We start from the raw sequence: 12,017 nt of genomic DNA, 5'->3' as shown, positions 1-12,017 counted from the left end.
CACCTTCCCTAACAAGTGTTTGGTAGGTTAGCGTGGAGGCATGAGCGACGTCGAGAGTCCGGTGTACGTCGGCGGGCACGGGCTGCTGACCGGGCGCACCGCCGTCATCACCGCCGCCGCGGGAGCGGGCATCGGCGGGGCGACGGCGCGCAGGTTCCTGGAGGAGGGGGCGCGGGTGGTCATCAGTGACGCCCATGTCCGCCGCCTCAAGGAGAGCGAAGAGGCCCTCGCCGCGGAGTTCGGCGCGGCGAACGTCGCCTCGCTGCCGTGCGACGTGACGGACGAGCAGCAGGTTGAAGCCCTCTTCGCGCTGGCGGGAGATCTCCACGACGGCCTGGACATCGTCGTCAACAACGCTGGCCTCGGCGGCACTTGCGCCCTCGTCGACATGACCGACGAGCAGTGGTCGAGCGTGCTGGACGTGACACTGAACGGCACGTTCCGGTGCACCCGGGCCGCCCTGCGCCGTTTCCGGGACCAGGGCGGCGGCGGAGTCGTCGTCAACAACGCCTCCGTCGTCGGCTGGCGCGCCCAGGCCGGTCAGGCGCACTACGCCGCCGCCAAGGCGGGCGTCATGGCACTCACCCGGTGCGCGGCCGTCGAGGCCGCCGAGTACGGGGTGCGCGTCAACGCGGTGTCACCGAGTCTCGCCATGCACCCGCACCTGGTGAAGGTGACCACGCCCGAGCTGCTGGAGGAACTGACGGGCCGCGAGGCCTTCGGCCGCTACGCGCAGCCCTGGGAAGTGGCCAACGTGATGGTGTTCCTGGCGTCCGGCTACTCCTCGTACATGACCGGCGAAGTCGTCTCCGTCAGCAGCCAACATGCCTAGGGCGTCGTCGGCCGGCACCCCTGGGACCACAATGGAACCGTGCCTACCAAGAAGAAGCCCCAGGTGACCGCCACCCCCGAGCGGCGCCGCGAACTCCTCGACACCGCCGCGGAGGTCTTCGCCGAGCAGGGCTACAACGCCACCACCGTACGCAAGATCGCGGACGAGGCCGGGATGCTCGCGGGCAGCCTCTACTACCACTTCGACTCCAAGGAATCGATGCTGGAGGAGATCCTGCGGACCTTCCTCGACGAGCTCTGGGAGGGCTACGACGCCGTCCTGGACGCCGAACTCGGCCCGCGCCGGACGCTGGAGGCCCTGGTCACCGAGTCGTTCCGGGAGATAGACCGGCACCGTGCCGCCGTCGCCATCTACCAGAAGGAGTCCCGGCACCTCGCCGCCCAGCAGCGCTTCGCCTTCCTCGCCGACTCGCAGCGCAACTTCGAGAAGGCGTGGCTGAGCACGCTGGAGCGCGGCGTGGCCGCCGAGGTCTTCCGGGCCGACCTCGACATCCGGCTCACCTACCGCTTCGTGCGCGACACCGTGTGGGTCGCCGCGTCCTGGTACCGGCCCGGCGGACAGCACAGCCCCGAGGAGATCGCCCGGCAGTACCTGTCGATGGTGCTGGACGGCATCTCCGTACGCGAATAGCCCATGTCTGCGATACCCCATGTCTGCGAGGGAGTTGTCATGGCCGAGGCCTACATCGTCGAAGCGGTCCGTACGCCCGTCGGGCGGCGCGGGGGAGGCCTGAGCGGTGTCCACCCGGCCGACCTCGGCGCGCATGTCCTCAAGGCGCTGGTCGAGCGCTCCGGGGTGGACCCGGCCGCCGTCGAGGACGTCGTCTTCGGCTGCCTGGACACCGTGGGGCCGCAGGCCGGGGACATCGCCCGCACCTGCTGGCTGGCGGCCGGACTCCCCGAGGAGGTGCCGGGCGTCACCGTCGACCGGCAGTGCGGCTCCTCCCAGCAGGCCGTGCACTTCGCCGCCCAGGGCGTCCTGTCCGGCACCCAGGACCTGGTGGTCGCGGGCGGAGTGCAGAACATGAGCCAGATCCCCATCGCCTTCGCCTCCCGCCAGGCCGCCGAACCCCTCGGCCTCACCGAAGGCCCCTTCGCGGGCAGCGAGGGCTGGCGGGCGCGCTACGGCGACCTGCCCGTCAACCAGTTCGCCGGCGCCGAGATGATCGCCGCCAAGTGGGGCATCAGCCGCCGCGACCAGGAGGAGTTCGCCCTCCGCTCGCACCGGCGGGCGATCCGCGCCATCGACGAGGGCCGCTTCGCCCGCGAGACCGTGGCCTACGGCGAGGTCACCGCCGACGAGGGCCCGCGCCGGGACACCTCACTGGAGAAGATGGCGGGCCTGAAGCCGGTCGTCGAGGGCGGCACCATCACCGCCGCCTGCTCCTCCCAGGTCTCCGACGGCGCCGCCGCGATGCTGCTCGCCTCCGAGCGGGCGGTACGGGAGCACGGGCTGACCCCGCGCGCCCGCGTCCACCACCTCTCCGTACGCGGAGAGGACCCCATCCGCATGCTGTCCGCGCCCATCCCGGCCACCGCGTACGCCCTGAAGAAGACCGGCATGTCCCTCGACGCCATCGACCTCGTCGAGATCAACGAAGCCTTCGCCCCGGTCGTCCTCGCCTGGCTCAAGGAGACCGGCGCCGACCCGGAGAAGGTCAACGTCAACGGCGGCGCCATCGCCCTGGGGCATCCGTTGGGGGCGACGGGCGTGAAGCTGATGACGACGCTCCTGCACGAACTGGAGCGCACCGGCGGCCGGTTCGGTCTCCAGACGATGTGCGAGGGCGGCGGCCAGGCGAACGTGACGATCATCGAACGGCTCTGAGGCCCGGGCGGGCGTCAGCGGCCGAGCGAGAAGCCCAGCAGTACGGCCGCGTGGACCTCGACCATGCCGGGTGCCAGGTCGCCCTCCGAGCTTCCGCCGCCACCGCCGTGTCCCCGGTGACCGCGCATTTCCCACGACTCGGCGTCCACGTCCTGGATGTGCAGCACCGTGCCCAGTGGGACGCCCGCCGCCTCCGCGTACACCTCCGCCTTGCGGCGGGCCGCGTCCACCGCCCGGCGCCGGGCCTCGTCGCGCAGCGCGGGCTTGTCGCGTACGTCGAAGACGACGTCGTCGACCCGGTTCGCGCCCGCGTCGACCGCGTCGACGATGAGCCGCTGCAGGTCGTCGATCGTCTCGATCTCGATGACGTACGAGGCCTGACAGCGGTAGCCGAGGAACTTCCGGCCGGTTCCGTAGCCGTCGTACTCGGACTGGAGCGACAGTCTGGATCCGGAGACCGACGCGTCCGGTATCCCGTGTCCGCGCAGTGTCTCGCGCAGGCGGGACACCGCCGAGCCCGCCTCCTGGAAGGCCTTGTCGGGCGACGGCTCCAGCACGTCGACCGCCAACTTCACCCGCACCAGCTGAGGTTCCGCCCGCACGCTTCCCGCACCGAACACACTGAGGCCCCACGGCTCATCTATCGTCTGGGTCATCCGGGCATTGAAGCACCCACGACCGCCAGGGCACCGAGAGTTTCCCGGGCTTCCGCCATCACCCGGTCGACCAGCTCCTTGCACGACGGCAGGTCGTCGATCAGCCCCGCGACCTGTCCCGAGGCCATCACCCCCAGGTCCGTGCGCCCGTCCACCATCGACGACTTCAGGAGCATCGGTGTGTTCGCGGCGAGCAGTACCTGGCTCCAGGTCAGCTCCTTGCCGTGCTTCATGGCGAGACCGTCGCGAACCATCCGCGACCAGGAGAGCCCGGACAGCCTCCGGAACCCGGCGGCCCGGCGGACGGCCTGTGCGAGGGCCCTCGCGCGGCCGGACCTCTCCAAGGAGTCGACGAAGTCCGTACGCAGCATGCGATGGGGGAGGCCGTCCACGGCCGTCGTGACCGTGACGTCCCTGACCGTCGCCGCCAGGTACTTCGCCTTCACCGCGGCCGGGACCGTCGAGTCCGAGGTGAGCAGGAAACGGGTGCCCATGGCGATGCCCGCCGCCCCGTACGCCAGCGCCGCGACCAGCCCCCGCCCGTCGTGGAAACCGCCCGCCGCGACCACCGGGATGTCCACCGCGTCCACCACCTGCGGCAGCAGCACCGTCGTCGCGACCTCGCCGGTGTGGCCGCCGCCCTCGCCGCCCTGCACGATCACCGCGTCCGCGCCCCAGGCAGCCACCTTCTCGGCGTGCCGGCGCGCCCCGACGGAGGGGACGACGACCACACCGGCCTCCTTCAGCTCGGCGATCAGCTCGCGGGAGGGCGCGAGGGCGAAGGACGCGACCCGTACGCCCTCGTCGACGATGATCCGTACCCGCTCGCCCGCGTCCCCGGCGTCGGCGCGGAGATTCACCCCGAACGGCGCGTCCGTACGGGACCTGACCTCGCGTACGGCCTCTCTCAGATGGTCGAGGGTCATCGTCGCGGAGGCCAGGATGCCCAGCGCCCCCGCGTTCGCCGCCGCCGACACCAGGCGGGGGCCCGCGACCCAGCCCATACCGGTCTGCACGACGGGGTGACGGACACCGACGAGGCGGGTGAGCGCGGTCTCCATCAGCTCCTGACCTCTCGATCCCGGGCGCCGCCCGGATCGATGACCTCGCGGATCAGTCTCAGCTCCTCGGGCGTCGGTTCACGGGTGCGGGGCACCTCGTCGGGCACCGACAGCCCAAAGCCCGTCGCCTCCCGCACCTGCTCCACGGTGACGCCCGGGTGCAGTGAGGCGAGCCGCATCGAGTGGTCGGGCGTGGCGAAGTCGAAGACACCGAGGTCGCTCACCACGCGCGGGATGCGGTGGAAGCGGGTGGCGCTCGGGCCCGCGGCGGCGGCACGGTCGTACCCCACCCCGCACACCATGTCGACCCGCTCGACGAAGACGCGCGGCGAGTGCCTGGGGACCCAGTAACTGGTCGGGTTGTTCAGGGTGTTGACCGGCGCGCCGCGCACGCCGAGCAGCTGGCGCGTGGGCCTGGACCAGTCACCGACGCAGGAGATGTTCTGGTTGCCGAAGCGGTCGAGCTGGCTCGCGCCCATCATCACGTGCCGACGTCCGCCGGTGACCATGGTCAGGTGCTGCCGGTACGGCAGCCAGCCCTCCGGAGTGCCGTCGAGGCCGACGAGCATCGCCTCGCCGTCGGTCAGCAGCAGATCGGGGGAGAAGGTGCGCTTGGCGAGACGGGCGCCGATGGAGGGGATGGGGCCCATGGGGCTGGCGAGGACCTCGCCGTTGTCCCGCCAGGCCTCGGCGCAGGCGATCACGCAGTACTCGGCGCGGGTGACCGCGGCTGCGGGGGCGCCGGGGGCGGGAGTGGACGCGGGGCTCATCGCTGCTCCTTGTGCCAGGCCCGTACGGCGGACTGGTAGGCCTGCTCGTCGCCGGCGAGGAAGCGCGCGGCGAACTCGGCGTACGGCGTGGTGGCGTACAGCTTCTGGAAGGGCTCGTCGCGTCCGTGGTCGGGGGCGCAGGACGTGAAGTGCGCGCCGTTCGGAGTCTCGACCACGCCCGTCACGCTCGACCGCTTCAGCAGCAGGGTCTGCGGGGCGGCCTCCTTGGTGAGCTCCGCCGTGTCGACCACGCGCTCGCACGAGACGTACGCGGCGTCGGCCGCCTCGCAGAACAGGTCGTCGAAGTACGGGTCCGGGCCCAGATACTGACCGTTGCCCAGGCGGTCGGCGCGGTTCATGTGGACCAGGGCCGCGTCCAGGCGCAGGGCGGGCATGGCGACGAGCTCCTCCCGTACCCCCGAGGAGGCGTCGGCGTACGGCGAAGTGACCGTGCGCAGGCCGGGGTTGACCCGCATCACGTCCGAGCCGAGCCCGGCCCGGACGGGGAGGAAGGGCAGGCGGTTCGCGGCGGCGTGCAGGCCCCACATGAACATCGCCTCGTCGACCTCCGTCAGCTCGAACGCCCCGCGCTCGCGCGCCGCCCGGTAGTGCGGTTCGAGCGGGATCGAGTCGAGGGTGGTGAAGGCGATGACGAGCCGGCGGATCCGGCCCGCGGCGGCCAGCAGGCCGACGTCCGGGCCGCCGTACGACACCACGGTGAGATCGGTGATCCTGGTGCGGAGCAGTGCTCTCACCAGGGCCATCGGCTTGCGGCGCGAGCCCCAGCCGCCGATGCCGAGAGTCATCCCGCTGTGGAGCCGGGAGACCACCTCGTCGGTGGTCATCGTCTTGTCGCTCACCTGTCGACCCCCTCCTTTCCGAAGGTGTCGCGGACACGGTCGGCGACCCCGCCGAGGTTCGCCTCGAAGGTGAAGCCCTGCTCGAATCGGTAGCTGCGGCGCACGTCCACGGGGTCGATGCCGTTGAGCGCGGCCTTCGCGAGCCGGATCAGCTCGCCGTCCTTGGCGGCGATCTCACGCGCCAGTTCCAGCGCGGCGCCCAGGAGTTCCCCGCGCGGCACGACCCGCCACACCGAGCCGTGCGTGTGCAGCTCGGCGGCGGTCGCCGTGCGCGAGGTGTAGTACAGCGCGCGCACCAGGTGGCCCGGGACCAGGCGGGCCAGATGCGTGGCCGCGCCGAGGGCGCCGCGGTCCAGCTCGGGCAGGCCGAACGTGGCGTCCTCGCTCGCCACGATCGCGTCCGCGTTCCCCACCAGCCCGATCCCGCCGCCCAGACAGAAGCCGTGCACCGCCGCGACGACGGGGACCTCGCACTCGTAGACCGCGGCGAAGGCCTCGAAACAGCCGCGGTTCGCCCCTATGAGTGCGCGATGGCCCCCGCTGTCCCTGGTCTCGCGCTGCATCTCCTTGATGTCCACGCCCGCGTTGAAACCGCGCCCCTCGGCCGTCAGCACGACGCATCGGACGCCGGGGTCGCGGCCCGCCGCGCGCAGGGCGTCGGCCAGGTCGAACCAGCCGCGCACCGGCAGCGCGTTCACCGGCGGGAAGTCGACCGTGACGACGGAAATCCCCTTTTCCGGGGACGAGGTGGAGACACCCATGGACGCATCAGCTACCTTTCCACCTCAGGACCATTCCACCAAACGTTTGTTAGGCGCACTCTCGAAGCTAGCAGTGAATGCATCCGGGCGGGAGGCCCTGTGGACAACCTGGATCTCGGGGGCAGGACCGTCGTCGTCACGGGCGGCACCCGTGGGGTGGGCGCCGGGATCGCCCGGGCGTTCGTCGAGGCGGGCGCGGACGTGGTGGTCTGCGCCCGCAGACCCCCCGACACACCGCTGGAGGGCACGGAGTTCGTGTCGGTGGACCTCCGCGACCCGGCCGCCGTGCACGCCTTCTTCGCCGCGCTGCCCCGGCTCGACGTGCTGGTGAACAACGCGGGTGGCGCGCCCTACCGGCCACTGACGGAGGCGGACGCCGGACGCCATGCGCGCGTGATCGAGCTGAACCTCGTCGCGCCGCTGACCGCCTCGCTCGCCGCGTACGAGCACCTCAGGCGGGCCCGGGGATCGATCGTGATGATCGGCAGCGTGAGCGGGACGCGGCCGTCGCCCGGGTCGGCGGCCTACGGGGCGGCCAAGGCGGGCCTTGCGAACCTGGCCCGTTCGATGGCCGTCGAGTGGGCTCCCGACGTCCGGGTCAACACCCTCGTCGTCGGCATGGTCCGCACCGAACTCTCCCATCTGCACTACGGCGGCGAGGACGGCATCGCGGCCGTCTCCCGCACCGTCCCGCTGGGCCGCCTCGCCGACCCGTCCGACATCGGCGGGGCCGCGGTCTTCCTCGCCTCGGACGCGGCGAGGTACGTCAGCGGGGCCTCGCTGCTCGTCCACGGCGGCGGCGAGCGTCCCGCCTTCCTGGACGCGGCGACCGCCAACAAGGCCGGCACGTCCGGACAGGACCTGGGAGGACTGAGATGAGTGGACCGCTGCTGTGCGAGGGGCGGGTCGTGATCGTCACGGGCGCCGGGCGCGGACTCGGCCGCGCGCACGCGCTCGCGTACGCCACCGAGGGGGCGCGGGTCGTCGTGAACGACCTCGGGGTGGGCCTCGACGGCACGCCCGGCCCGGACAGCCCGGCCGCGCGGGTCGTCGAGGAGATCCGGGCGGCGGGCGGACGGGCGGTGGCCCACGGCGGCGACATCGCCACCACCGAGGGCGCCGCCTCCCTCGTACGCACCGCGCTGGAGACGTACGGCCGCCTGGACACCCTCGTCAACAACGCGGGGTTCCTGCGCGACCGGATGCTCGTCAACCTCGACGAGGACGACTGGGACGCCGTGCTGCGGGTCCACCTCAAGGGCCACTTCCTGCCGCTGAAGCACGCGGCGGCGCACTGGCGGGCGGAGGCGAAGGACGGCCGCACGCCCCGGGCCAGGGTCGTCAACACCAGCAGCGGGGCGGGTCTGTCGGGTTCGGTCGGACAGGGCAACTACAGCGCCGCCAAGGCCGGGATCATCGGCCTGACCCTGGTCGCCGCGGCCGAACTGGGCCGCTACGGAGTCCAGGTCAACGCGATCGCCCCCGCGGCCCGCACCCGGATGACCGAACGCACCTTCGCGGACACCATGGCGGCCCCCGACGCCGACTCCTTCGACGCGATGGCCCCCGAGAACGTCTCCCCCCTCGTCGTCTGGCTGGGCGCGAACGCGAGCAGCGGAGTCACCGGCCGCGTCTTCGAGACCGAGGGCGGCCGCATCACCGTCATGGAGGGCTGGCGGCCGGGCCCCACCGCGGACAAGGGCGCCCGCTGGACCCCGTCCGAGGCCGGCGACACGGCCCTGAAGCTGTTGGCGCAGGCGGAGGTTCCGGGGGCGGTGTACGGGGCGGGGTAGGGGGCGCCTCCATCCGTGCGGACGATCCCTGAGGACGTACCCCTGAGGACGTATCCCCGTGGGCGCGTGGTTCAAGGACCGGACGGGCCGGGGGAGTCCAGCCGCGCCAGCGCGCTCGCCGCCCGGTCGCGGATCACGGGGTCGGTCGCGCCGGTGAGGACGCGCAGGATCGGCAGGCCGTGGGGGTTGCCCAGGCGGCCCAGTACGTCCGCGCCGAAGGCCTGACGCAGAGGGTCGGGGGCGGCGCACCACTCGACCGCCGCCCGGAACGTCTCCTCGTCGCCGCGCAGGCCCAGCGCCGTCGCCGCCTCGGTCCAGTCGTCGTTGTCGGGGTCGGCGGGGCGCAGCGCGCGGGCGGCCAGTTCGGCGGCGGGCGCGGTGATGCCGAGGGCGGATTCGAGGAGGGTCGCTATCGCGGCGTGGCCCGTCTGCTGGTCGTTGCTCGCGACGGGATTCCCGGCCGGGTCGAGGAGTTGGACCTCCACGGTGATGCCGCCGTCCTCCGGGTAGCGGTGGGTGACGGAGGGACGGCCCGGGCCCCAGGTCTCCTCCAGGCCCGCACGCACCTCGGTCTCCACGTCGGCGGTCAGCCGGCGGTGGGCCTCGGCGAGCGCCGCCGACCGCGCCCGCGCTCCGTGCCGCAGGAGGGCGCGTACACAGCCGGGCGAGCCCCGGCGGGCGGCCGCGACGAGCGGGGGCTCACCGGTCGGGCCCGGACGGTCGGGGTCCGCGCCCGCCGCGAGGAGCTCCCTCACCACCGCGACCCGCCCCAGCCGCACCGCCCACGTCAGCGCCGTGAACCCGAACTCCTCCACCGTGTCCGGCGCGGCCCCGGCCGCCAGCAGGGCGCGTACGACCTCCGTGTGCCCACCGCACGCCGCCCCGCACAGCGGCGCGTCCGTGCCCTGGCTGAGCCGGTCGGGCGCGGCGCCGGCCACCAGCAGCAGTCGTACGACGCCCGGCCGGTCGCTCACCGCCGCGAGATACAGCGCCGTCTGACCGTCCTCGTCCACCGCGTCCGGGCTCACACCGGAGCGCAGCAGCCGTACCACCGCGTCCTCGTCACCCTCGCGCACAGCCGTGAAGAGATGTGCCGCGGGGTCGTTCGTGCTCATCCTTCGACCCTCGCTCGCGAAGGACGCGAGAGGCAAAGTCTTTGGGGGTGTTGTGTCTCACCTCCCCCCACACGCCGCCCGCGTGCGTCGCATGTCCTACGTGTCGCACTCCAGCACCGTCCTGCACAGCGTGCAGCGCGCCCGTACCCGGCCCCGGACCGGCACACGGATCCGCTGGTGGCAGGTCGGGCAGGGGAAGGAGACGCGCAGGGGCCCGCGGCTGTCGGGGCTGAACGCGTAGGGGACACCCGGGTGCGGGCCCGGTGCGTGGTGGTCCTGGGCGTGCCGCCGGTCCTTCGCGTAGCGGCGGCGGCCCGCCCAGCCGGCCGCGGTCAGCGGGGGCTGCTGCTCGTCACGGCGGGCCTGCGCCATGCCCGCCGTGTACGCCGTGTACGCCTGCGGGCTGGTGAACCAGATCGAGGGGTCCTCGTCGAAGACCAGGGCACGTTTGGCGAGGACGTAGCCGAACTCCTCCGGGGTGAGGTAGCCGAGTTTCTGTGAGGAGTCGGCGTCCTCCCGGTAGGCGTCGAGAAGCAGCCAGCCCGCGCCGAGGTAGGTCGCCGCGGTGTCCGTGAGGATCTCGTTGTCGCGCGTGCCGGGGAAGTAGAGGTCGAGGCGGTGCAGATAGACGTGCATCACCTCGTGGGCGAGGGCCGCGCCGATGTCCCGGCGGTGGGAGCGGAAGCGGTCGTTCAGCTCGACGAAGTACTCGGGGCCCGCCGTGAGTTCGACGTTGGCCGCCTGGGTCATCTCGCGGAAGCCGATGATCAGCCGGGCGTCCGGGAGGTGGTAGTGGTGCACCATCTCGCGGGCCACGCGCTGCGCGCCCAGATGCAGGTCGTCGATGTCGCCGAAGGCCACGTCGGCGGGGGCCACGCTGGTCGCGAAGGTGTGGATGGTGTCGTACGAGAGCCGCTTGTAGAGCGCGGTGATCGATGCCCGCACCGTGTCCAGATGCGGGAAGCCGTGCTCGACGGGTCCGCCGTTCGCCACGTCCGTACCCCCTGAAGACGCCGGGCCTCCTGCATTCCACTCTAAGCGCCGTTCCGGTGGGTGGCGGGGCGCGGCTGGCCGAAATGGGGTCCTTGTCGGAGCGCCTCCGTGTCTAAATAATTCGCAAAGGCTTGGCGGGTGCATGTCACTCGATGCGTGCGACGGCTGTCGTGTCGTGCGGCCTCGGTGTGCCCCCGCGGGGCTTCCAACCCCCCACGAGAGGAAGCACGTTGAAGTCTTCGAAGAAGTTCACGGGCGTCAAGAGAGTCCTCGCCCTCGGCGCCGTCGCCCTCGCCACCGTCTCGCTCCAGCCCGTCTCCGCGCAGGCCGCGCCCACGCCCGTCGTCGGCGGCACCCGCGCGGCGCAGGGAGAGTTCCCGTTCATGGTCCGGCTCTCCATGGGCTGCGGCGGTGCGCTCTACACCCAGCAGATCGTCCTCACCGCCGCGCACTGTGTGAGCGGCTCCGGCAACAACACCTCCATCACCGCCACCACCGGCGTCGTCGACCTGCAGAGCAGCAGTGCGATCAAGGTCAAGTCGACCAAGGTGCTGCAGGCGCCCGGCTACAACGGCAAGGGCAAGGACTGGGCGCTGATCAAGCTCGCCTCGCCCGTCAACCAGCCCACACTGAAGATCGCCACCACCACCGCGTACAACAACGGCAACTTCACCATCGCCGGGTGGGGGGCCGCGCGCGAGGGCGGTGCCCAACAGCGCTACCTCCTCAAGGCCACCGTCCCCTTCGTCAGCGACGCCACCTGTCAGCAGGCGTACGGCAGCGATCTCGTGCCCGGTGACGAGATCTGCGCCGGGTTCGTGCAGCAGGGTGGGGTCGACACGTGCCAGGGCGACTCCGGTGGGCCGATGTTCCGCAAGGACGACTCGGGGGCGTTCATCCAGGTCGGGATCGTCAGTTGGGGGCAGGGCTGCGCGGAGCCGGGGTATCCCGGGGTGTACTCCGAGGTCTCGACCTTCGCCGCCGACATAGCCAGAGCGGCGTCCACCCTGTAGGGGCTGCGCCCCTCCGATCCTGGGTGAGTTGCTTGGGTGCCGGTGCCGGTGCCGGTGCCGGTGCCGGTGCCGGTGCCGGTGCGGGTGCGGGTGGGCGGTGGCTGGTCGCGCCGTTCCCCGCGCCCCCGGGCCGGGGCTGCGCCCCGGTTCCCCGTCCGGCTGTGGTCGTTCGGGTGCGGGTGCGTGGGGGCTGGGCGCGCAGTTCCCCGCGCCCCTGGGGGTGGGGCTGCGCCCCGCATCCCCCGGCCGCCGGAAGTTCTTCGGCTGTCGGGCGGTGGGGGCCGGTCGCGCCGTTCCCCGCGCCCCTAAAGCCTC

The 12,017-nt window shown here is 72.3% G+C and carries 13 protein-coding genes; 6 read left to right on the top strand and 7 right to left on the bottom strand.

Annotation, left to right across the window (positions count from 1 at the left end; translation table 11 throughout):
- Positions 1 to 40: 40 nt before the first annotated feature.
- From FNV62_RS15990 to FNV62_RS15980, 3 genes are read left to right on the top strand one after another with little or no spacing between them, the layout of a single operon-like run.
- Positions 41 to 832 carry an SDR family oxidoreductase gene (locus tag FNV62_RS15990; RefSeq protein WP_143613044.1) on the top strand — a complete coding sequence of 264 codons (792 nt, stop codon included), beginning with the start codon at positions 41 to 43 and terminating at the stop codon, positions 830 to 832.
- Positions 833 to 871: 39 nt separating this feature from the next.
- Positions 872 to 1,483, top strand: a complete 612-nt coding sequence (locus FNV62_RS15985; RefSeq protein WP_097284263.1) for a TetR/AcrR family transcriptional regulator — start codon at positions 872 to 874, stop codon at positions 1,481 to 1,483.
- 39 nt (positions 1,484 to 1,522) lie between these two features.
- Positions 1,523 to 2,680 (top strand): acetyl-CoA C-acetyltransferase, encoded by a 1,158-nt coding sequence (locus FNV62_RS15980; RefSeq protein ID WP_097284262.1) that lies wholly within the window; start codon positions 1,523 to 1,525, stop codon positions 2,678 to 2,680.
- Between the two features lie 14 nt (positions 2,681 to 2,694).
- On the opposite strand, the gene FNV62_RS15975 is transcribed toward FNV62_RS15980, so the two are convergent.
- The 5 genes from FNV62_RS15975 to FNV62_RS15955 are packed head-to-tail and all read right to left on the bottom strand — an operon-like array spanning position 2,695 to position 6,788.
- Complete coding sequence (locus tag FNV62_RS15975; protein ID WP_143601352.1) at positions 2,695 to 3,336, bottom strand: SIMPL domain-containing protein; 642 nt, start codon at positions 3,334 to 3,336, stop codon at positions 2,695 to 2,697.
- Positions 3,333 to 4,397: an NAD(P)H-dependent flavin oxidoreductase gene (locus FNV62_RS15970; RefSeq protein WP_143613043.1), complete on the bottom strand. Its 1,065-nt coding sequence runs from the start codon at positions 4,395 to 4,397 to the stop codon at positions 3,333 to 3,335. Before FNV62_RS15970 ends, FNV62_RS15975 begins: the two co-directional genes overlap by 4 nt.
- Positions 4,397 to 5,167, bottom strand: coding sequence for a CoA-transferase subunit beta (locus FNV62_RS15965; RefSeq protein ID WP_144315331.1), 771 nt, complete (start codon positions 5,165 to 5,167; stop codon positions 4,397 to 4,399). The genes FNV62_RS15970 and FNV62_RS15965 overlap by 1 nt, the downstream gene beginning before the upstream one ends.
- Positions 5,164 to 6,027 carry a CoA transferase subunit A gene (locus FNV62_RS15960; protein WP_143613041.1) on the bottom strand — a complete coding sequence of 288 codons (864 nt, stop codon included), beginning with the start codon at positions 6,025 to 6,027 and terminating at the stop codon, positions 5,164 to 5,166. The genes FNV62_RS15965 and FNV62_RS15960 overlap by 4 nt, the downstream gene beginning before the upstream one ends.
- Positions 6,024 to 6,788: an enoyl-CoA hydratase family protein gene (locus FNV62_RS15955; RefSeq protein ID WP_143607814.1), complete on the bottom strand. Its 765-nt coding sequence runs from the start codon at positions 6,786 to 6,788 to the stop codon at positions 6,024 to 6,026. Before FNV62_RS15955 ends, FNV62_RS15960 begins: the two co-directional genes overlap by 4 nt.
- Positions 6,789 to 6,896: 108 nt before the next feature.
- On the opposite strand from FNV62_RS15955, the gene FNV62_RS15950 reads away from it, so the two are divergent.
- Positions 6,897 to 7,667, top strand: coding sequence for an SDR family oxidoreductase (locus FNV62_RS15950; protein WP_143605358.1), 771 nt, complete (start codon positions 6,897 to 6,899; stop codon positions 7,665 to 7,667).
- The gene (locus FNV62_RS15945; RefSeq protein WP_144315330.1) at positions 7,664 to 8,581 is read left to right on the top strand and encodes an SDR family oxidoreductase; all 918 of its coding nucleotides are present in this window, start codon (positions 7,664 to 7,666) and stop codon (positions 8,579 to 8,581) included. The genes FNV62_RS15950 and FNV62_RS15945 overlap by 4 nt, the downstream gene beginning before the upstream one ends.
- Positions 8,582 to 8,652: 71 nt before the next feature.
- Here the strand turns inward: FNV62_RS15945 and FNV62_RS57090 are convergent, their stop codons facing one another.
- The gene (locus FNV62_RS57090) at positions 8,653 to 9,696 is read right to left on the bottom strand and encodes an ankyrin repeat domain-containing protein (protein WP_143613039.1); all 1,044 of its coding nucleotides are present in this window, start codon (positions 9,694 to 9,696) and stop codon (positions 8,653 to 8,655) included.
- 96 nt (positions 9,697 to 9,792) lie between these two features.
- On the bottom strand, positions 9,793 to 10,689 hold the full coding sequence (locus tag FNV62_RS15935) for a hypothetical protein (protein WP_054236003.1): 897 nt from the start codon (positions 10,687 to 10,689) through the stop codon (positions 9,793 to 9,795).
- A 152-nt stretch (positions 10,690 to 10,841) separates the two neighbouring features.
- Between FNV62_RS15935 and FNV62_RS15930 the strand changes: the two genes are divergently transcribed.
- Complete coding sequence (locus FNV62_RS15930) at positions 10,842 to 11,702, top strand: S1 family peptidase (protein WP_097284255.1); 861 nt, start codon at positions 10,842 to 10,844, stop codon at positions 11,700 to 11,702.
- Positions 11,703 to 12,017: the final 315 nt, after the last annotated feature.

Source organism: Streptomyces sp. RLB3-17 (assembly GCF_007113425.2).
GTDB classification, from domain to species: domain Bacteria; phylum Actinomycetota; class Actinomycetes; order Streptomycetales; family Streptomycetaceae; genus Streptomyces; species Streptomyces mirabilis_D.
Note: the sequence above shows the minus strand (reverse complement) of the source record. Positions and strands in the feature narration are given on the sequence as shown.